Source organism: Hyphomicrobium sp. CS1GBMeth3 (genome assembly GCF_900117455.1).
GTDB lineage: Bacteria > Pseudomonadota > Alphaproteobacteria > Rhizobiales > Hyphomicrobiaceae > Hyphomicrobium_C.
Genome location: NZ_FPHO01000003.1, coordinates 2388744 through 2409538 on the forward strand (window position 1 = coordinate 2388744; position 20795 = coordinate 2409538).

A 20795-nucleotide genomic window follows, 5' to 3' on the forward strand; every position below is an offset into this window, starting at 1 on the left:
CCTCAGACTGCCACGTTGTCGATCAGCCGCGTGTTGCCGAGCCAGGCGGCGGCCAGAACCCGCCCCGGCCGCCCGGAGTCCGGGTTGAACGGCGCCAGCGTCTCGGCGTCGCGCACCTCGAGATAGTCGACCCTCGAAAAGCCAACGGTCAGCAAGGCTTCTGCCGCCTCGGCCGGAGAGCGCCCGCGCGCGACCTCCTGGATCGCCTTGTAGAGCATTGGCGCGATGTAGCGCTCGTCCTCGCTGAGGTAGGCGTTGCGCGAGGAAAGCGCGAGCCCGTCATCCTCACGCGCCGTCGGCACACCCTGGATGGTGACCGGCAGCGTCAGGTCGCGCACCATCTGGCGGATCACGGCGAGCTGCTGGAAATCCTTCTCGCCAAACAGCGCCACGTGTGGGGTCGCCGCCGCGAGCAGTTTGCAGACAACCGTCGCCACGCCGCTGAAATGGTGCGGCCGGAACTCGCCTTCGAGCGGCAGCGCCGCGCCTTCCGGCACGATGCGGGTCGCGAACCCGTCCGGATAGATCTCGGAGACGGGCGGTATCCAGACGGCATGCGCCCCGGCGCCGGCGAGCTTGGCGAGGTCGCCCGCTTCGTCGCGCGGATAGCGCGCCAGGTCTTCGTGTGGCGCAAACTGCGTCGGGTTGATGAAGATCGAGACGACGACGCGGTCGGCGGCGGTCAACGCCGCACCGACGAGCGCGATATGCCCGGCGTGCAGGGCGCCCATGGTCGGAACCAGCGCAACCGTCTCGCCAGCGGCCCGCCAGCGGCCGATCTCGGTCCGCAAATGATTGATTGTTTTAACGATCTCCACGGGCCGCCCTCGCAGGTATTGGTTTTGAATATGCCGAGATTGCGCGGCAAGTGAGGCTGTCCCCCGCTTGCCGTCAAGAGGGCGTGCCGCCGCCCGTCTCGCACCCCTGTGTCGCCGCCGCAGCCCTTATCAATCACCGTTGTACAACTCACAGCGAAGCGCCATGTGTTACCGTGCAAAGGCCCGAAGAATCAGGTCTGCTCCCGCCGAAAACGAGGGAACGGAATGGTCGCGCTGAGAAAATCCGAGTTCGCCGGCGCCGGTGCCGCGGGCGAGCTTCCGCCGCGCGACGAAATCGCAGCGCATCATCTGACGGATGAGACGCGCCTCGTCGGCGGTCTCATCGAGCGCGCCGTGTTCACCGAAGAAGAGCGCCGTCGCACGGCCGACCTGGCGCGCAAGCTCGTCGAGGCGGTGCGCGCCAACCGCGCAAGCCATGGCGGCATCGACGCCTTCATGCACGAGTACGGCCTTTCGAGTGAGGAAGGCATCATCCTGATGTGCCTCGCGGAGGCGTTGCTGCGCATCCCCGACGCCGACACCGCCGACCGCTTCATCGCCGAGAAGATCGCCGGCGGCCAGTGGGAGCGCCACCGCGGTCATTCCGACAGCCTGCTGGTCAACGCCTCCACCTGGGGCCTGATGCTGACGGGCCGCCTGGTCAAGCTCCGCGAGGCGCGCGGCGCCAATCCGTGGGAGGCCTTGAAGCGGCTGGCGGCGCGCTCGGGCGAGCCGTTCATCCGCCAGGCCGTGCGCCAGGCGGTCAAGCTGCTCGGCGACCAGTTCGTGCTCGGCCGCTCCATCCGCGACGCCATCGCGCGCTCGGCGCCCTTCGAAGCGCGCGGCTTCCGCTTCTCCTACGACATGCTGGGCGAGGCGGCGAAGACCGACAAGGACGCGCACCGCTACTTCGAGCGCTACATGGGTGCCATCGATGCGGTCGGACATGCGGCCGGCCCAAACCCGCTGTCGCACCCGGATTCGCTGCTCGCGCGCCCGAGCCTGTCGGTCAAGCTGTCGGCGCTGCATCCGCGCTATGAGCCCGGCAAGGAAGCGCGCCTCGCAACAGAGCTCTATCCCCGCCTGCTCGAGCTTCTGCGCGCCGCCGAGGCCCGCGGCCTCGCCGTCACGCTCGACGCCGAGGAGCAGGATCGCCACGAGCTGCTGCTCGACCTCTTCGGCCGTGCCTACACCGATCCCGCGCTCGAGCGCTGGACCGGCCTCGGCATCGCCGTGCAGGCGTATGGCAAGCGCGCTATTCCAACCATCCGCTGGTTGCGCCGCTTGGCCGAGCAGGGCGGCAAGCGCATCCCGCTGCGCCTTGTCAAAGGTGCCTACTGGGACAGCGAGATCAAATGGGCGCAGGAGCGCGGGCTTTCCGACTACCCGGTTCTGACCCGCAAGCTGCACACCGACGTCTCCTATCTCGCATGCATGCGTTTGATATTCTCGGACGCGCGCGCGTTCTATCCGCAGGTCGCAACCCATAACGCGCACACGATCGCCTCCGCCATCGTCGCCTCGGGCCAGACAGCCTTCGAGTTCCAGCGCCTGCACGGCATGGGCGAGGCGCTCTATGAGGAAGTCTCTGCGCCCGGCAAGATGCGCCATCCGTGCCGCATATACGCGCCCGTCGGCGAGCACGAGGATCTGCTGTCGTATCTCGTGCGCCGTCTGCTCGAGAATGGCGCCAACACCTCGTTCGTCAATCGCCTTGCCGACGACGAGGCTCCGATAGCTCAGATCGTTCGCGACCCGGTCGTGGTTGCGGAACGCGAGCGCGCCGAGCCGTCGCGCGCCAAGCCGATGCCACGCCCGCGCGACATCTTCTGGCCGGAGCGCAAGAACTCGTCCGGCGTGGCGCTGACCGACCGCACGGAGCGCGCAGCGTTGATCGCGCGCATGGATGCGGCGCTGACGCAGCCGTTCGACGCCGGCCCGATCATCGACGGCTTGGAGACGGTCGGTGGTCCGCAGGCCGCGCTGCTGACGTGTCCGCATGACCGCCGCGAGCGCCTCGGCACGGCGCGCATCGCCACGCCGCGCGAAGTAGACGCCGCAATCGTGAGTGCGGAGCGCGCCGCCCACGCGTGGGACAAGCTCGGCGGCCCCGCGCGCGCCAAGATCCTCGATCTCGCGGCCGACATGGTCGAGCAGGACCGCGCGCGCCTGATGGCCGTGCTCGTGCGCGAGGCCGGCAAGACGCTGCCCGCCGCCATGGCCGAGGTGCGCGAGACGGCGGACCTTCTGCGCTACTACGCCGTCGAGGCGCGCCGCCTGATGAGCGCACCGGCCTCCCTCAAAGGCCCCACCGGAGAAGCGAACACGCTCGACCTGCGCGGACGCGGCCCCTTTGCCTGCATCGCGCCCTGGAATTTCCCGCTCGCGATCTTCGTCGGCCAGATCGCCGCCGCGCTCGCTGCCGGCAACCCGGTGCTGGCCAAGCCCGCCGAGCAGACACCCGTCACGGCGATGCTGGCCGTGCGTTTGCTGCACCAGGCGGGCGTTCCGACAAACGTCCTGCATCTCTTGCCGGGATCCGGCGCCGTCGGCGCCGCGCTCGTCAAATCGCCGAAGGTCAAAGGCGTTGCCTTCACGGGCGGCAACGAGGCCGCGTGGGCGATCCAGAAGGCGTTGGCCGATCGACGCGCCGACATGGTCCCGCTGATCGCAGAGACCGGCGGTCTCAACGCCATGATCGCCGATAGCAGCGCGTTGTCGGAGCAGGTGGTGCGCGACGCGGTACGCTCGGCCTTCGACAGCGCCGGCCAGCGCTGCTCGGCGCTGCGCGTGCTCTTCGTGCAGGAGGAGATCGCAACCCACACCATTCGCATGCTGAAGGGCGCCATCGAGGCCCTCGACATCGGCGACCCTTATGATTATGCGACCGACATCGGCCCTGTTATCGACGAAGCGGCACAGGATGCACTCGAGGCGCACAAGGTCCGCATGCAGCGGGAAGCGCGCGAGCTGATCGACATCCGTCTCCCAACCGATTGCCGCGCCGGCACCTACGTCACGCCCGCCTGCTACGAGATCGACAGCATCGGCATGCTCGAGCGTGAGGTGTTCGGCCCCATCCTGCACGTCGTACGCTTTGCCGGCGGCCATCTGCCGAAGGTGGTCGAGGCCATCAACGCCACGGGGTACGGCCTGACGCTCGGCCTGCACAGCCGCATTGGCTACGTCGCCGGCTACGTGGCTGAGCACGCGCGCGTTGGCAACCTCTACGTAAACCGCAACCAGATCGGTGCCGTGCCGGGCGTACAGCCGTTCGGCGGCGAAGGGCTTTCGGGCACAGGCCCCAAAGCGGGCGGCCCCAACTACCTCGCGCGCTTCGCGACCGAGCGCGTGCGCACCACCGACATCACCGCGACCGGCGGCAACGTCGGCCTTTTGACGGACGGAGCCCCCGGCAGCGACTGAGCACGCGGCCGGCCCCCGATGATCTCCATTCGGTCGAGCCTAGCGAACTCGGTGTGCGACACTTCAGGCAATCCCGGGACGCCATGCCATGACACCCTCAGTCCGCGCGCGGACCTCGGGGGGCGCTAAGCACGACGCGAGGGCCTCATAGCCGTGCGCGCCTGGATAGGGCGCGACACGCAGGGGCACGCTGTGATTGGCGGGGCAATACACGATAAGCTCGCGTGTACCGACGGCGTCCAAGTCCAGGATGGCGTTGGATCGGGTAAGCAGAAAGAGTGGCCGTGCCTTGGGACCGCGCTCCCGGAGACGAGAGATCAGCGCCACTTGAGTGGCCTTGTCCAATCCCTGCTCCGGCATGTCGATGATTAGGCCAGATGGGTCATCGCCCTCCAGCGCGGTAACCAGGATGATCAAGGCGTCCGATGGCGCGGCACCCCGCTCGACAAGGCAGGCGAGAGCCTGATCCACGCGCGAGCAGACCGTGCGACTTGCTAGCTTCACGGTGGTATAATCCGTTAGACGGTCGAGACCCAGAAAGACTGCGTTTGACAAGGTATCTGCCAGGTGCATGGCGAGCCGTGTCTTGCCGCTACCCAACGGGCCGGTGATGTAGTTCAGTGGCCCGATGGCGCGCAGCTCGAACCGTTCACCGCCCCATGGCCAGGGAAGATTGAAGGCGACGCGCAACTCGGGGACGGAAGTCGGAACCTGCGCCAACCCGTCGGGCTGCGGCGCTTGCCTGTCCATAAGATCCTCCCTGAGGCCGCGAACCTTTCCCAGCGTTGCGACAAGGTCTTGGATCTGCTCTTCAAGCGTCGCCTGATGAACGGTTAGGGCAGTCTTGAGGGTCAGATGATCGCTCTGCAGCACCCGTGTGATTTGCGCCAAACTGAAGCCGAGCGCTCGCAATGCAGCAATTTCGGAGGCCCGGCGCATCTGCTCGGGGCCGTAGGTCCGCCATCCTGCAGCAGTACGGATGGGCGCTATGAGACCGTGCTGCTCATAAACGCGCAGAGCTTTAACGGATATGCCAAGCCTCTTGGCGGCTACGGATGGACTAAGGAAGGCGGCTGAGGAGTTCACGACTCACCTCGTTTCGTTGCCAACTCATTAAGGGGGCGACCCCAAGGGACGGGTCAAGCACCCTCTAGCCCTCTTGTGTGCCGCATAGCGCCAGCCGCGCCCTTGAAATTGAGGTCAGCCCATTTGTTCTGGACATTGCCGTCATGGCCGCAGCTCGCCATGTTAGGGGGCAGCAGCCCGCAAGTGGAACCCGATGGCGCGCGACACCGAGCCGACCGACACCAAGCAGCCCGCGGCGCCGACAACCGGCACGGCGACAGGCCGCGCACCCGCGCCTGCACCGTCATCGAGCGGCGAAGTGGCCGACTTCATTGCCAAGGTGAAATCCCTGGCGCCGGCGACCGGCGCCGCTCGCGGCCGCCTGCTGTTCGCCATGGACGCCACCATGAGCCGCGCCCCGACCTGGGACATGGCGCTCGCGCTGCAATCCGAGATGTTCCGCGCCGTGAAGGAGATCGGCTCTCTGGAGGTGCAACTCATGTACTTCCGCGGCAATGGCGAAGCGCGCGCGTCGAAGTGGGTCGCGAACGCCGATGCGCTTGCGGCGCTGATGCGTCAGGTGGCGTGCCACGGCGGTTTTACGCAGATCGGCAAGGTGCTGACGCACGCACGCCGCGAATCCGAGAGGACGAAGATCAGCGCGCTCGTCTATGTGGGCGATGCCGTCGAGGAGCCGATCGACCAGTTGGCCGGTCGCGCCGGCGAGCTCGCATTGCTCGGCGTGCCGGCATTCCTGTTCCAGGAGGGCGACGATGCCAACGCCACCCGCGCCTTCAAGGAAATCGCCCGCATCACCAAGGGCGCCCACTGTCGCTTCGGGCCGGGATCAGCGGCCGAGTTGCGCGAGCTTCTGACGGCCGTCGCCGTCTACGCCGCCGGCGGGCGCAAGGCGCTCGAGGCGTTGCTGCCGAAGCCCGGCGGCGGAGGCGCACGGCGCCTGCTGGGCCAGATGCGCCGACCATGATCGCTTTGGACCCTACCAGTCCGGGGCGTGAATCGTCGGTCGCATCCTGACCATGATCGCTTTGGACCCTATCAGTCCAAAGCGTGAATCATCGGTCGCATAAAAGCTCCTGTTTGCCTACGATGGTGAGCCCGATTGCTTCTCAAACACGTGTGTACGTGACGCAGAGCCGCGAAACGAAAGCAGCCGGATTGGAAAGGAAATGCCGAGAGTGATGCGCTGATGCAGTTCTTCCTCCTGGGCCTCGCCGCGCTCGTGCTGACGCTGTTCCTGATCTCGGGATTCACACGCGCCAACCCCACCATTATGGCTCGCCAGATCCGGCTCGTCGGCGGTGCGCTCGCACTCGGCGTGTCGGCGGTGCTGCTCGTGCGCGGAGCAACCGGCGCAGCCACGTTACTCGGCATGGTTGGCGTCTGGCTTTTGAGTTTGGGTGGCATCCCGGGTAGCGGCTCCACGCGAAAGTCACCGGGACAGACGTCGACCGTCACCACCGAGCACCTGTCGATGGAGCTCGACCACGACAGCGGGGCCATGTCGGGCCACGTGCTGAAAGGCATGTTTGCCGGCCGCGACCTCGACACGCTGAAACCCGCCGAGGTGGCGCTGCTCTGGCACGATTGCCGTTTCATCGATCCACAGTCGGCGCAGTTGCTCGAGGCCTATCTCGACCACATCCACCCGTCCTGGCGCGAGGACGTCTCGCGCGGCGAGCGCGAGATGCGCGACGGCGATGGCCGCATGACGCCTGAAGAAGCCTACGACATCTTGGGTTTGAAGCCCGGCGCAACCGATGAGGAGGTTCGACGCGCGCATCGAGACCTGATGCTGAAGCTGCATCCGGACCGTGGCGGCTCCACCTATCTCGCGGCGCAGGTCAACGAGGCCAAGGACGTGCTGCTGGAGCGCGGCTGATCGCTTCGCTCACGCGTTTCCAAACAAAAAATGGCGGCGCTGATCGCGCCGCCATCATTTTTCATGGTGCAGCCTCGCGAAGATCAGGCGGCGAGGTCGAACCGGTCGGCGTTCATGACCTTGGTCCAGGCCGCCAAGAAGTCGCGCACGAACTTCTCCTGCGCGTCCGAGCTGGCATAGACTTCCGCCAGAGCGCGCAACACCGAGTTCGAGCCGAACACGAGATCAGTGCGGGTGCCGGTCCACTTCGCAGCGCCTGTCTCGCGATCGACGCCTTCGAACACGTCCTTGGCGTCCGACACCGCCTTCCACTGCGTGCCCATATCGAGGAGGTTGACGAAGAAGTCGTTCGTCAGCACGCCGGGCCGCTCAGTCAGAACGCCGTGGTTGGAGCCGTCAGCATTGATGTTGATCGCGCGCAGACCGCCGATCAGCACGGTCAGCTCGGGTGCCGTCAGCGTCAGCAACTGCGCCTTGTCGATCAGGGCCACCTCCGCAGGCACCCTGAGCGTGGGCTTCTGATAGTTGCGGAAGCCGTCGGCGGTCGGCTCCATGACCTCGAAGGCATGGACGTCAGTCTCATCCTGCGAGGCGTCGGTGCGACCTGGGGAGAACGGCACTGTCGCCTCATGGCCAGCGGCCTTCGCCGCCTGCTCAACGCCGGCATTGCCGGCCAGCACGATCAGGTCGGCCAGCGAGACCTTCTTGCCGCCGGTTGCGGTCTTGTTGAACTGGGACTGAATGCCTTCCAGCACGGCCAGCACCTTGCTGAGCTGCTGCGGTTGGTTGACCTCCCAGTCCTTCTGCGGCGCGAGGCGGACGCGCGCACCGTTTGCGCCGCCGCGCTTGTCGCCCCCGCGGAAGGTGGAGGCAGAAGCCCAAGCAGTGCTCACAAGCTCCGAAACCGTGAGATCAGAGGCCAACACTTTGGCCTTGAGGGCGGCGGCATCGGCGTCGTCGATCAGCGGATGATCCACGGCGGGAACCGGATCCTGCCAGATCAGCACTTCCTTGGGGACCTCGGGGCCGAGATACCGCGAGCGCGGCCCAAGATCGCGATGCGTGAGCTTGAACCAGGCGCGGGCGAAGGCTTCGGCGAAAGCCTGCGGATTCTCGAGGAAGCGGCGCGAGATCTTCTCGTAGACCGGGTCGACGCGCAGCGACAGGTCGGTCGTCAGCATGCGCGGCCTCTGCTTCTTCGACGCATCATGCGCGAGCGGAATATTCTCCGGCGCGTCCTTCGCCTCCCATTGGATGGCGCCGCCAGGGCTGCGAGCCTGTACCCATTCGTATTTGAACAGGTTCTCGAAGAATAGGTTGGTCCACTGGGTCGGTAGCTGGGTCCAGGTCACCTCGATGCCGCTGGTGATGGCGTCGCCGCCCATGCCGGTGCCATGAGAGCTCGCCCAGCCAAGGCCCTGTGCCTCGAGGTCGGAGCCTTCGGGATCCGGCCCGAGAAACGTTCCGGCGCCCGCACCGTGGGTCTTGCCGAAGGTGTGACCGCCGGCGATCAGCGCCACGGTCTCCTCGTCGTCCATCGCCATGCGGGCGAAGGTCTCACGGATGAAGGCCGCCGCTTCCAGCGGATCGCCGCTGGCGTTCGGTCCTTCCGGATTGACGTAGATGAGACCCATCTCGGTGGCGCCGAGCGGGTTGTCGAACTTCTCGAGCTGCCGATGGGAGAGCCACTCTCCCTCCTCACCCCAGTTGATGTCCTGATCGGGCTCCCACGTATCCTCACGCCCCGCAGCGAAGCCGAAGGTCCGGAACCCCATTGTTTCCAACGCCACGTTGCCGGTGAGGATCAAGAGGTCCGCCCAGGAGATCTTCTGGCCGTACTTCTGCTTGATCGGCCACAGGAGCCGGCGCGACTTGTCGATGTTGACGTTGTCCGGCCACGAGTTGAGCGGGGCGAAGCGTTGCTGGCCACGGCCACCACCGCCACGACCGTCGGAGAGGCGGTAGGTGCCGGCGGCGTGCCAGGACATGCGAATGAACTGCGGGCCGTAGTGTCCGAAGTCGGCCGGCCACCAATCCTGTGAATCCGTCATCAGCTTGCGCAGGTCATTCTTTAGCTCCTCGTAATCGAGCTTCGTGAACTCCTCGCGATAGTTGAATCCCCGGTCCAGCGGATCGGACTTGGACGAGTGCTGATTCAGGAGGTCGACGCGCAACGTGTTCGGCCACCAGTCGCTGTTGGCGCGCGCGCGCGCGCCACCTGAGAACGGGCATTTGCCTGGACCTTTATCGTCGACCTTTGCGTCCATCTCTCTCTCCGATTGCTTCCGATAATTTTTTTGCGGCATTCCGGAGTTCCAAGCCGCCCAGGGCTTGGACACCTCGACATAGGAGCGCAAAGGCTCATCGCACAGCTGCGCGGGTTCTTTAGAGTTCTTCCAGACAACTACCGGCACGACGCCATAAGGGCAAGTCTGTTTGCTAGATGGGGGTGATAGGAAAAACTTATGGCGTGTCTGCGGCTATTTGAGAGCCTGTCATCCAAGCGCGCATTCTTTAACCTGCCATAAAGGGCGCGTGCGGGGGACGTGATGAGGGATGTTCCGATCTGGCTGCATCGAAGCGTGGGCGCCGGGTTGGCAATTTGCCTTATGGAGGTCCTCGCCCATGCGGCGGGGGAGCCGCTCGCCCGCGTGCCGTTCGTAACCTCGATTGTGCTCGTCCTGACTTTGCCGGAGCAGCCCGCGGCGCGACCGTTCGCCGTGACGGCCGGGCACGTCCTGTCGGCCTTTGCGGGGTATGGAGCGCTTGTGGTTCTCGGACCGACCGAGACAGCGAGCGCGGTGGCCGTTGCAGTCGCCGTCCTGCTCATGGCGGTGACGCGGTCCCTGCACCCTCCCGCAGGCATCAACGCCTTTCTGGTGCCGGCACACAGCCTGCCCGCAGCGTGGATCGCCTCGCCTGTTCTCGCGGGCGCGCTGCTTCTCGTCGCCTTCTCCTTCATGTGGCAGCGCCTTGGAGCGCTCCTGCTCGCAAGAATCAAAGTGCCCGCGGTAGAGCCTGTCTCCCGCGGGCACCCCGGATCTGAAAGCTAAGGTATCGCGAGGGCCGCTTACATGCCCATCCCGCCCATGCCGACCGGACCATGCGCGTGCGAATGGCCGTCATCTTTCTTCGGTGCCTCGGCGATTGCGGCTTCCGTCGTGATCAGAAGCCCTGCGATCGAGGCAGCGTCCTGCAGCGCCGTGCGTACGACCTTTGCAGGATCGATGATGCCCTTCTCGATCAGGTCGCCGTAGGAATCGGCCTGCGCGTCGTAGCCGTAGGTCGAGCCCTTGGCATCGAGCACCTTGCTGACGACGATTGAGCCTTCGGTGCCGGCGTTCTCGGCGATCTGGCGGATCGGTGCCTGCAGCGCGCGCCTTACGATGGCGATGCCGGCCTTCTGGTCGTCGTTCTCGCCCTTGGCGCTGATGGCGATCGAAGCCTTGAGCAGGGCGACGCCGCCGCCCGGCACCACGCCTTCCTCGACAGCGGCGCGGGTTGCATTGAGCGCGTCATCGACACGGTCCTTGCGCTCCTTGACCTCGACCTCGGTGGCGCCGCCGACTTTGATCACGGCGACACCGCCGGCGAGCTTCGCAAGGCGCTCCTGCAACTTCTCGCGGTCGTAGTCCGAGGTCGTCTCCTCGATCTGCGCCTTGATCTGCGACACGCGCGCCTCGATCTCCTTCTTCTTGCCGGCACCGTCGACGATCACGGTGTCGTCTTTGCTGATGCGCACGCGCTTGGCGCGTCCCAACATGTCGAGCGTCACGTTCTCGAGCTTGATGCCGAGATCCTCGCTGATGGTCTGCCCGCGCGTCAGCACAGCGATGTCCTCGAGCATGGCCTTGCGGCGGTCACCGAAGCCCGGCGCCTTGACGGCGGCGATCTTGAGGCCGCCGCGCAGCTTGTTGACGACCAGCGTGGCGAGCGCCTCACCCTCGACCTCTTCTGCGATGATAAGCAGCGGCTTGCCGGTCTGGACCACGGCCTCGAGCACCGGCAGCAGCGGCTGCAGACTCGACAGCTTCTTCTCATGGATCAGGATGTAGGGATCGTCGAGTTCCACGATCATTTTGTCGGCGTTGGTGATGAAATAGGGCGAGAGATAGCCGCGGTCGAACTGCATGCCTTCGACGACGTCGAGCTCGGTCTCGAGACCCTTGGCTTCCTCGACCGTGATGACACCCTCGTTGCCGACTTTCTGCATGGCCTCGGCAATCATCTCGCCGATCGCCTTCTCGCCATTGGCAGAGATGGTGCCGACCTGCGCGATCTCAGCCGAATTCTTGACCTTCTTGGACTTCTTGCCGATCTCCTCGACGACCTCGGCAACAGCCTGATCGATGCCGCGCTTGAGATCCATCGGGTTCATGCCGGCGGCAACCGCCTTGAGACCCTCGCGCACGATGGCCTGGGTTAGCACGCAGGCCGTGGTGGTGCCGTCACCGGCGAGGTCGTTGGTCTTTTGCGCCGCTTCGCGCACCATCTGCGCGCCCATGTTCTCGAGCTTGTCCTCGAGCTCGATCTCCTTGGCGACGGTCACGCCGTCCTTGGTCGTGCGCGGCGCGCCGAAGCTCTTTTCGATGACGACGTTGCGGCCCTTGGGACCGAGCGTGACTTTGACGGCGTTGGCGAGCGTATCGACGCCGCGCAGGATCTTGTCGCGGGCCTCTGACGAAAAGCGAACGTCCTTGGCTGCCATTTGGGGTTCCTTCGTGGATGACGGCGCCGGAAGGCGGCGCCTGCAGAATGAGGGGGGGGGTGCGGTGAGCGATGGTGAGCGAATCGCGCCACCGCCCGCGATGGTTGCGTGCTGCTACTTCTACTTCTCGATGACGCCGAGGATGTCGCTCTCCTTCATGATCAGGAGATCCTGACCGTCGATCTTCACCTCGGTGCCGCTCCACTTGCCGAACAGCACTTTATCGCCGGCCTTGACGTCGAGCGGCACGAGCTTGCCCGTCTCGTCGCGCGCGCCCGGACCCACGGCAATAACCTCGCCCTGCTGGGGCTTCTCGGCAGCCGTATCCGGAATGATGATGCCACCCGTGGTCTTAGTTTCGCTATCAACCCGACGGACGACGACACGATCATGCAGGGGTTTGAACGTCATTGGTTTTTTTAACTCCAGTGGGGGCTTAGGGCACCGCTGCGCGGCGGAAAAACCGATTTTGGCACTTATCCCAGGTGAGTGCCAGCGTGGCGTTCTAAGTGCCGCTTTGCGCAAGGTCAAGTAATCGCCTCGGACTGTATGTTCACAATCTGCGGAGGTGCATATTGATAATTTACAACCTTACGGATTTGAGGCTAACGTATGAGCAAGCCTCAGTACACGTCACAGGGACGCGCCACTCGATGGCGAAGCAACAGGGGGGCTGCTGCTGTGCGGGACAAGTACGCGAACAGAAGCGAGCGCGAGGACCCGCGCCGGTCGCAGGAGCAAATCGAATACATCGCCGACCTCTTGCTCGAGCTGAAGGAAATAGCGCATAGCAACCACCTCAGCACGCTCGCCGGAATTCTCGAACTCGCCCACGCGGAAGCTCGCATACGCGCCAAGGACTGCCGTTAGCCGCTCAAGCAATGGACCGCGAAACGAGCTGGTGGCCGTGGCGGACGATCGCGCCCACGAGATCCAGCTCCATAAGCACAACGCGCACCTCGCGCACATCGAGCGACGCCGCGCGTGCGACCTCGTCGATGTCGACGGGATGCGGCCCGAGCAGGGACAGCACACGCTCGCGCTCGGCATCGCCCGGCTCCGGACGCGGCGTCGGCTCGCTGAGGGGCGGTGACGAATTTCCAAACGGCGTCGGTGCGTCCGTAAGCCCGGCCACCCCACGCCTGAGCTGGGGCGCCAACGCCTCGAGCACGTCGCCGGGCTCCGTCGTGAGCGTCGCCCCGGATTTCAGAAGCTGATTGGTGCCCTCGGCACGGGGATCGAGCGGATGACCGGGCACGGCGAACACCTCGCGTCCTTGTTCGCCGGCAAAGCGCGCGGTGACGAGAGTGCCTGAGCGGCGCGCCGCTTCGATCACGAGTACGCCAAGAGAAAGCCCCGAGATCAGTCGGTTGCGGCGTGGGAAGTCCTTGGCCCGCGGTACGAAACCCGGGGGTTGCTCCGTGACGATGCAGCCGTCTTCACCGATCCGCGCCTGCAGCGCCGCGTGCTCCGGCGGGTAGACAACATCCGGCCCACCCGCGAGCACGGCGATCGTGCCAGCTGCGAGGCTCGCTTCGTGGGCGGCCGCGTCTATGCCGCGCGCCAACCCCGACACGATGACGAGCCCAGCCGCGGCGAGGTCCTGCGCGAACGTGCGCGAGAGCTTGAGCCCCGCTGCGGAGGCTTGCCGCGAACCGACGATGGCGATCGCCGCACGGGCGAGAAGCTCTGTACGGCCTTTGATGTAAAGCAGCGGGGGAGGCGCATCGATTGCAGCCAACGCAGCGGGATAGCCGGGCTCGATGGTGAAGATTGGCCGAGCCCCCACCTTGCGCGCCGCCGCGAGCTCATCTTCTGCCTCCGCTTGCGGAAAGACGCGGATCCGCGCGTTGCGCCGCTGGGCGAGAGCGGGCAAGGCTGCGAGCGCCTCCTTGGCGCCGCCGAAATGATTGATCAGCTCGCGAAAGGTGACCGGGCCGACATTGGTCGAGCGAATGAGCCGAAGACACGCCAGACGTTCCGCGTCGTCGAGGGCGGAAACCGGCAGCGGCGCCGCCGTGAACAGCGATGGATCAGGCTTTGGCACCGATCCGCGGTTCCTTTCCCTTGATGAGCCGCCTGATATTGGCTTCGTGCTTCCAGATCAGGAACAGGCTCATCACCAGCGTCAGTATGGCCTCGGGAACGAAGCCGAGCCCGAGCAGGGCGGCCGGTGTCACGACGCTTGCCGCGAGCGCCGAAGCGGACGAATAGCGCGTCGCCACGGCCGTCACCAGCCAGGCGACGCAGAAGATCAACGCCGCCTGCCACGCGAGACCGCCGACGACGCCGATGTAGGTCGCAACGCCTTTGCCGCCCTTGAAGCCGAGCCAGACCGGAAAGATGTGGCCGAGGAAGGCTGCAAGCCCGGCAATCAGCGCGCCATCGATGGCGAAGCCGAAGCGGGCTCCGACCGCTGCGCCGACGAGCACGGCAGCCGTACCCTTGAGCGCGTCGAGCACCAACGTTAGAGCCGCGAGCCCTTTATGTCCGGTGCGCAGCACATTGGTGGCGCCAATGTTTCCCGATCCCACGTTGCGGATGTCGCCGAGGCCCGCAAGACGCGTGAGAAGAAGTCCGAAGGGAATGGAGCCGAAGAGATAGCCGATCGCGGCCGGCAAGAGATAGGCGAGCGTCGTTTGGAAGCTCGCGAGGCGCGGTGCGACGACGTCCGCGCCGGTGCTGGCAAGCGCCGCAAACGAGACGGCGGCGATAACGACGCCGATGATAACGATGGAAAGACTGCCGACCTTGGTCATGACCACTACTGCGCCCCCCGGAATCCCCGTCAGGCTAGTGGCAGACGTTGCCTCCAGCAACTGGGATCGAGAGGATGGCAGGTACGGGTCCGAAGGTTCGTGGCCAAGCCTCGACCTGGCGTCGGCGAGCCGGTTGCCCAGCAAGGCGCGGCGTGCGCAGCGCCCGATCGCTAGCGCACGTAGCCGAAAGGACGTTGCCTAGCCGCGTCCGTTTCGGGAGACACCATCCGGCTCGACGGCCGTCACGATGCGCGACAGCGACCGTAGGAACGCATCCCGTTGCGTCGGCGCCAAAGCAGCGAGGATCTTCTCGTCCGTCGTCCGGGCGGCCGGCTCTGCGAGACGCAGCGCGCTCTCGCCCTTGTCCGTCAGCCGTACGGCATACCGGCGAGCATCGCGCCGGGTGCGCCTGCGCTGGACGAGCCCACGCGACGTGAGACGGCGCACGATGTCGGCCATCGTCGATCGATCGATTCCCGTTCGATCGACAAGCGTGGTCTGGCTCGGCTCTTCGCTGTTCGCGATGGCTGTCATGACGGCGAACTGCCTCGGCGTAAGGCCAAGCTCGCCGACGCTGACGGCAAACATCTCGTCTGCACATTGGCCCGCTCTATGCAGCAGATGCAACGCCGAAGACATTCGGTCGTCACTCGTTTCATGTTTCATTCTTCATCGTGTCCTCTTGCTCGCGTTGCTCGTTCCCGATGTCTCAATGCCCCGCGACAGCGGGGTTTCGTCGTACACGTCGGACGTGCTCTGATACTCATGGACTGGATATGGTGATCCTCGATCCGCTTCGGAAGCGGGTGAGGGCCGAGACGCACACGGCCGGTCGTCCTGTGCACCGATCGCTGTAATTTTGGACCACAATACGGAATATTTTCGATGATCGCCGTCTGAAGACCCCCGTTCACGGGATGTACGTGCGCGGCGTCTGGTCACGGGAACTCAGTCGATTGCGACCGCCCGCCGGCATGACTCACGTAAACAGCCAAGACGTAATTCCGGCCCGGCGCGCCAGTTCCCCGATTCCGCTGTCGATAAGCGAAAAAGATTCCTTGCTCGCACGTTCAGGGATCCACGGAGCCCCATCTTTGTGAGTCCGATACGGGGCCATCAGCGCCGTCCAGGTTGTCGCATCGAACGGATGGTCCGTTTGCCCGCCATTGCCGGGGCGCCTGAGATCCTGCTGCGTACCCATCCAGGTGTGTGCGGCTTGCCAGGCCTCGGCACTGGCCGGCAGGTTGTGCCGTGCTTTGAGCTGCGCGATGGCCAGCACGCCCGGTTCCCGCGGATGAGGGCCGATCTCCAGCGTCGCAACCCGTACGCCGCGCCGACGGATAGAGAAAAGGCGGCATTTATCGCGCGCCAGCCTATCCGCGTACTGATCGGAGCAGTTTTGCATGGCATGAGCCTCTGCGAGGATGCTGGCGTGCTCGAGGAGCGGGACGAACGAGAACCCGCGCGCCTCACCGGGCTTGAGCCAGGGATCGTCGAGCACGCCGCGTCCGAGCTGAAGCACGAGCCGCATGCGGTTGAGCCAGCTTTTCGCCGCGCAGACGGCCGTGTCGAGCGCCATCTCCGGCCGCCACGGCACCACGATCAGCCCGCGCGCACGCGCGAGATCGGCGCTTGAGAACCAGGCATAGGCGGCAAGCAGTCCGAACAGCCGCTGCGGGTTGCCGTGCTCTATGAAGATCGCCTGCTGCGCCAGCCACAGCGCGAAATACTCGTCACAAGCACGAGCGCCGAAGATGACGGAGTCGAGCCAGAACGACATGTTCTCGGCCGATGTCGGCATGTGGTTGGCAATGCGCCGGGCGAAGGTTTCCGAATTTGGCACCCCGGAGATCGGCCCCGTGAAGGCCTCCGGCGGCAGGCGCCTGAGCCACAGCGGCAGCTCGAGCACGACGGCAACGTCCTTGAGCGGAGCCCCGCCTATGACGAGATCGAGGGCCTTGCGCCGCAGCCGTTGCGGCTGTCGCCCCGCGAGCATATGCAGCGCGCCGGGAAACGTGACGGCCAGATCGAGAATGCGTGGAGACGACGCGACGAGGCGGCGCACGCTGGCGCGGCGCGAGATGTGGAAGCGGTTAACGAGCAACTCGATATCGCGCTCATCCCCGCCTGGGGGCGCGTCACGAACAGCACAACTGGTCGTCACTCGATTACGCATCATCGGCCATCCAGCCGGTGCGCGGATTGCCAAGCTCCGCGATCGCTCTCGTCATTCGTCCGCAACTAATACGGCACGGGTGCGACCCCAGTTTGACCAACCTAAGATACGGATGACAGAGGAAACTTGGCCGCGCCCCGGGTCAGCGCGTCAGCGTCCGCATCCTGTCGAGCGCACCCTGCAGGATCAACGTCGCGGCGAGCTTGTCGATCACATCTGCACGGCGTTTGCGGCTGGTATCCGCGGCAATGAGCATGCGCTCCGCCTCGACCGTGGTCAGGCGCTCGTCCCAGAGTAGGATGGGTAACGGCGATAGCGCGTTGAGGTTGCGTGCAAAGGCGCGCGTGGCCTGGGCGCGCGGACCCTCGCTGCCGTCGAGATTGGCCGGCAGACCGAGCACGAAGCCCCGCACGTCCTGCTGGTCGGCGAGCGCGAGCAGACGCGCCACGTCCGCCTTGAACTTCGTGCGCCGGATCGTCTCCATGCCGGATGCGATGGAGCGCCGCACATCGCTGAGCGCCAGGCCGAGCGTCTTGGTTCCGGCGTCGATGCCGATGAGGCGGCCCGGCGCGAGGAGATCGACGAACGCAGCGACGTCGCTCAAAGTCACGCCGCGCACACTGGCGGGGCGCTCGTCGGCCGGGGAGTCAGGTGATGTCATGGCGCCACTATAGGGATCGACGGCTGCTTTGCACGCAGCTTCTCGGTCTTCCGCTTCGAGCGGCGATCCTGTCCCTAGAGCGCCTCCCGTAGGGGCCTGGATCGGAAGATTTAAGGCCTGATCGGTGTGCGAAGCCCCTGACAGGCCATGCCAATCCCTCTATGGTCCCCGGCAAGGAGAGCCAGCCGGGCGCCCCGCGACCGTGCCGCTTCAAACGATGGGGACTTCGTGACGGCAGAGACGATCGACACCCGGCCCGCCGGTCCGCCGAGCAGCCCGGATGGCCGTGGCTGGGGCGTGCTGTGGTTGTTTATCCTGACGACGTTCCTGTCGGCCTTCCTGCTCTTCTTCATCCAGCCCATGTTCGCCAAGATGGTGCTTCCGCTGCTGGGCGGGGCGCCGTCGGTCTGGGCCGTCGCGCTGCTCTTCTTCCAGGGAGCTCTGCTGGTCGGATATACCTATGCGCATCTGCTGGTGCGCTATGTTCCGGCCGCCCGCAGCGGTTACGTCCATCTCGCGCTGTCGGCCTTGGCCTTCCTGAGCCTTCCGATTGCGATCCCCGAGGGCTGGTCCGAGCCTCCGATCAGCGATCCCTACTTTTGGCAGCTAGGGCTGTTTGCCGTCGCCATAGGCTTGCCGTTTGTCGCGGTGTCGGCCAACGCTCCTTTGATCCAGGCCTGGTTCGCGCGGGCCGGGCAAGCCAGCAGCGCCGACCCGTACTTTCTCTACGCCGCATCGAACTTCGGCAGCCTGTTGGCCCTGCTGGGCTATCCGTTCCTCTTTGAACCTGTCTTCGGGCTCAAGGCGCTGGCGTCGCTCTGGGCAGGCGGCTTTGCCGTCCTTGTGCTCGCTCTCGGCGCCTGCTTCCTCGTCGTGAGGACGGGTGCGACGCGCGGCGACAGCGCGCCCGTTGTATCCGGCGCGGCCGCGCCGGCTTCGCCCGCCGCCGAGCCGGACTGGCAGTCGCGCGCCGCATGGGTGGGCTTGGCGTTCGTGCCATCCGCGCTGCTGACGGCCTTCACGACGCATGTCGCGACGGACGTCGCCTCGGCGCCGTTGATCTGGGTAATCCCGCTCTCCCTTTATCTCGCGTCGTTCGTCGTCGTCTTCCGCGAACGCGCATGGATCCCGCGCGCCGTCCTTCTGACGGCCCACGCGGTCACGGTGATCCTCGCGCTGCTGCAACTCGCGCAGACGGAAAAGGAAACCTGGTTCTACTCCGCGGGTTTCGGCATCGCGGCTTTCATCACCGTAACGCTCGTTGCCCACCGCACGCTGTACGAGGCGCGCCCCGCAGCGAGCCATCTCACGGAATTCTATCTGTGGATGTCGGTAGGCGGCGTCTTGGGCGGCATTTTTGCAGCCCTCGTCGCGCCGCAGATCTTCCCCGAGGTGTTCGAATACCCGCTGCTGCTCGCGCTGAGCTTCGCTTGCCGCCCGGGCGCGCTCGACGTGCGCCGCGAAAGCCCGATGGCCCTGGCTCTGCTGGTCCTGATGGTCTTCGGTGTTGCCGCAGCGATCCATTGGGGGCCGGCTCTAGCCCAGCACTACGAGTTCGATTTCGACGGCTGGGGCGCCACTGCCGGTATAGGGGCCATCTTCGCGCTGGGCGCGCTAGCGCTTTGGCGGCATCCGCCGCACATGCTCTTCGTCGCCATGAGCCTTTACCTGGTGGTTGTGCTGCTGCCGTCTGGCGTGCATCGCGGCAATGCCGAGCGCAGCTATTTCGGCGTTTACCGCGTCGTGCAGTCATGGGACGGCCAGTTCAACGTGCTACAGCACGGCACGACCCTGCACGGCGCGCAGCGTATCCGCAACGCCAGCGGCAAGCCTGTCGCCGATATCACGCCGACGACCTACTATCACCCACACGGACCCATGGCCTCGGCCGTGCGTCTCACTAGTGTGCTTGCGGCGCAAACACGCAGGGAGCCGAAATTCGGCGTCGTCGGACTCGGCACGGGCTCGATGGCCTGCCACGCATCCTCCGGCGAGACGTGGCGCTTTTTCGAGATCGATCCGGTTGTCGTCTCCATCGCCAACTCGAAACGGTTCACGTATCTCGCCAACTGCCAGCCCGACGCCGCCATCGTGCTCGGCGACGCGCGGCTCACGCTGGCGCGCGAGCCAGACGAGAGCTACGACCTCTTGATCATCGATGCGTTCTCCTCGGACGCCATTCCTATCCACTTGATGACGTCCGAGGCGCTGCAGCTCTACGCCTCGAAGATCAAGCCCGACGGTGCCGTCGTTCTGCACATCTCGAACCGCTATCTGGACCTTGAGGAGATCCTGGCGGCCACCTTCCCGACCCTCGGGATGCACGCTCTGACTATCGAGGATCAGACCGAGGAGGATGGCTACGCGGTCACCAGCTCGACAGTGGTCGTCTACGGCAAGAGCCTGGAAGCTATCGACCGCTTCCGGATCATTCCCGGGGCCCGCGAGCTGCCCAAGCCGCGGCTTAGGCCCTGGACCGACGATTTCTCGGACCTTCTCGGTCCCTTCCTGTCCCAGTACCGCAAGCGGCTCTGAACGGGGTGGAGTTGCGCGCTTAGGGCGAGCCCGCTATGAGGTGACACGCGGCGCCCGGCCGCCATTTTTCGGACTTCGAGTGAGATCCCATGCAGGTTGACGAACAGACCGTGCGCCGCATCGCGCGCCTGGCGCGCATCAAGATCACGGACGAGGAAGCCAAGAGCCTCGAGGGCGAGCTGTCTGGCATCCTGAACTGGGTCGAGCAGCTCGGCGAGGTGGACACCTCCAACGTGCCGCCCATGACGCGCGTCGTCGATCAGAAGCTCAAGAAGCGCGAGGACCGCGTCACCGACGGCGGCATCGAGGACGACATCGTCAAGAACGCGCCGATGGTCGACGACCACTATTTTGTCGTCCCCAAGGTGGTGGAGTAGTCTCGGCAGACGAAGGAAGGCGGAGGCTCTGAGATGTCCAAGGTGTTCGCATTGCTGGCCGTCGCGCTGATCGCGACCGGCATTCTGGTTCTCGCCGTGCCGCGCGAGGAGGGTGCCCCGGGTGCCCGCTCGCTTTCACCGCAGGCGGTGAGCGACACGCCGCAATACTTGCTGCGCGCCCGCGAGCTCGCCGAGCAGGTAAACGCGCCGCTGTCGATCGTCTTCGGCCTTGTCAGCCTCTATTACTCGCGCCGCAGCTACAACATCAACAAAGCGCGCGCCGAGGCCGAGAAGGCCCGCTCGCTCTGACCGTTGCCGCAAGGAGAAGTGATGCGCCTAGCTCTCTCGGCGATCAGGATGGCCCAGAGGT

18 protein-coding genes are annotated in these 20795 nt (G+C 65.5%); 8 read left to right on the forward strand and 10 right to left on the reverse strand.

All coding sequences use genetic code 11. The features are described 5' to 3' along the window. Positions 1–2: 2 nt before the first annotated feature. Positions 3–818, reverse strand: a complete 816-nt coding sequence (panC, locus tag CS1GBM3_RS18635) for a pantoate--beta-alanine ligase (protein WP_072397139.1) — start codon at positions 816–818, stop codon at positions 3–5. Between the two features lie 225 nt (positions 819–1043). Here panC and putA point away from each other — a divergent pair, with 225 nt between their 5' ends. Beyond that, positions 1044–4244 carry a bifunctional proline dehydrogenase/L-glutamate gamma-semialdehyde dehydrogenase PutA gene (putA, locus tag CS1GBM3_RS18640; protein WP_072397141.1) on the forward strand — a complete coding sequence of 1067 codons (3201 nt, stop codon included), beginning with the start codon at positions 1044–1046 and terminating at the stop codon, positions 4242–4244. 63 nt (positions 4245–4307) lie between these two features. Here the strand turns inward: putA and CS1GBM3_RS18645 are convergent, their stop codons facing one another. Then, a complete protein-coding gene (locus CS1GBM3_RS18645) occupies positions 4308–5330 on the reverse strand; it encodes a MerR family transcriptional regulator (protein ID WP_072397143.1) in 1023 nt (340 codons plus the stop codon). Positions 5331–5523: 193 nt separating this feature from the next. Here CS1GBM3_RS18645 and CS1GBM3_RS18650 point away from each other — a divergent pair, with 193 nt between their 5' ends. Together CS1GBM3_RS18650 and CS1GBM3_RS18655 are read left to right on the forward strand one after the other, a co-directional pair. Further along, positions 5524–6294, forward strand: a complete 771-nt coding sequence (locus CS1GBM3_RS18650; protein ID WP_072397145.1) for a hypothetical protein — start codon at positions 5524–5526, stop codon at positions 6292–6294. Between the two features lie 222 nt (positions 6295–6516). Further along, a complete protein-coding gene (locus CS1GBM3_RS18655; protein WP_072397147.1) occupies positions 6517–7209 on the forward strand; it encodes a DnaJ domain-containing protein in 693 nt (230 codons plus the stop codon). Between the two features lie 83 nt (positions 7210–7292). Here the strand turns inward: CS1GBM3_RS18655 and katG are convergent, their stop codons facing one another. After that, positions 7293–9476, reverse strand: a complete 2184-nt coding sequence (gene katG / locus CS1GBM3_RS18660; RefSeq protein WP_072397149.1) for a catalase/peroxidase HPI — start codon at positions 9474–9476, stop codon at positions 7293–7295. A 282-nt stretch (positions 9477–9758) separates the two neighbouring features. Between katG and CS1GBM3_RS18665 the strand changes: the two genes are divergently transcribed. Then, positions 9759–10262 carry an HPP family protein gene (locus CS1GBM3_RS18665; RefSeq protein WP_072397151.1) on the forward strand — a complete coding sequence of 168 codons (504 nt, stop codon included), beginning with the start codon at positions 9759–9761 and terminating at the stop codon, positions 10260–10262. A 17-nt stretch (positions 10263–10279) separates the two neighbouring features. On the opposite strand, the gene groL is transcribed toward CS1GBM3_RS18665, so the two are convergent. Beyond that, on the reverse strand, positions 10280–11917 hold the full coding sequence (gene groL, locus CS1GBM3_RS18670; protein WP_072397153.1) for a chaperonin GroEL: 1638 nt from the start codon (positions 11915–11917) through the stop codon (positions 10280–10282). Between the two features lie 120 nt (positions 11918–12037). Then, entirely contained in the window at positions 12038–12328 is a 291-nt protein-coding gene (groES, locus tag CS1GBM3_RS18675) for a co-chaperone GroES (RefSeq protein WP_072397155.1), read from the reverse strand. Positions 12329–12529: 201 nt separating this feature from the next. On the opposite strand from groES, the gene CS1GBM3_RS18680 reads away from it, so the two are divergent. Next, complete coding sequence (locus CS1GBM3_RS18680; RefSeq protein ID WP_139247972.1) at positions 12530–12787, forward strand: hypothetical protein; 258 nt, start codon at positions 12530–12532, stop codon at positions 12785–12787. Between the two features lie 4 nt (positions 12788–12791). Here CS1GBM3_RS18680 and dprA read toward each other — a convergent pair whose 3' ends face one another. The 5 genes from dprA to ruvX form a co-directional block, all read right to left on the reverse strand. Next, complete coding sequence (gene dprA / locus CS1GBM3_RS18685; RefSeq protein ID WP_072397159.1) at positions 12792–13964, reverse strand: DNA-processing protein DprA; 1173 nt, start codon at positions 13962–13964, stop codon at positions 12792–12794. Continuing rightward, the gene (gene plsY, locus CS1GBM3_RS18690; RefSeq protein ID WP_083567768.1) at positions 13951–14676 is read right to left on the reverse strand and encodes a glycerol-3-phosphate 1-O-acyltransferase PlsY; all 726 of its coding nucleotides are present in this window, start codon (positions 14674–14676) and stop codon (positions 13951–13953) included. The genes dprA and plsY overlap by 14 nt, the downstream gene beginning before the upstream one ends. A gap of 198 nt (positions 14677–14874) precedes the next feature. Beyond that, positions 14875–15264, reverse strand: a complete 390-nt coding sequence (locus tag CS1GBM3_RS18695) for a MarR family winged helix-turn-helix transcriptional regulator (RefSeq protein ID WP_244534693.1) — start codon at positions 15262–15264, stop codon at positions 14875–14877. A gap of 391 nt (positions 15265–15655) precedes the next feature. Continuing rightward, complete coding sequence (locus CS1GBM3_RS18700; RefSeq protein ID WP_139247973.1) at positions 15656–16855, reverse strand: hypothetical protein; 1200 nt, start codon at positions 16853–16855, stop codon at positions 15656–15658. 139 nt (positions 16856–16994) lie between these two features. Beyond that, the gene (gene ruvX / locus CS1GBM3_RS18705) at positions 16995–17513 is read right to left on the reverse strand and encodes a Holliday junction resolvase RuvX (protein WP_083567770.1); all 519 of its coding nucleotides are present in this window, start codon (positions 17511–17513) and stop codon (positions 16995–16997) included. Positions 17514–17741: 228 nt separating this feature from the next. On the opposite strand from ruvX, the gene CS1GBM3_RS18710 reads away from it, so the two are divergent. From CS1GBM3_RS18710 to CS1GBM3_RS18720, 3 genes are all read left to right on the forward strand, one after another. Then, complete coding sequence (locus CS1GBM3_RS18710; protein ID WP_083567772.1) at positions 17742–20048, forward strand: fused MFS/spermidine synthase; 2307 nt, start codon at positions 17742–17744, stop codon at positions 20046–20048. Between the two features lie 89 nt (positions 20049–20137). Next, positions 20138–20425, forward strand: a complete 288-nt coding sequence (gatC, locus tag CS1GBM3_RS18715) for an Asp-tRNA(Asn)/Glu-tRNA(Gln) amidotransferase subunit GatC (RefSeq protein ID WP_072397167.1) — start codon at positions 20138–20140, stop codon at positions 20423–20425. Positions 20426–20458: 33 nt separating this feature from the next. Continuing rightward, positions 20459–20734 carry a hypothetical protein gene (locus tag CS1GBM3_RS18720; protein WP_072397169.1) on the forward strand — a complete coding sequence of 92 codons (276 nt, stop codon included), beginning with the start codon at positions 20459–20461 and terminating at the stop codon, positions 20732–20734. Positions 20735–20795 lie beyond the last annotated feature (61 nt).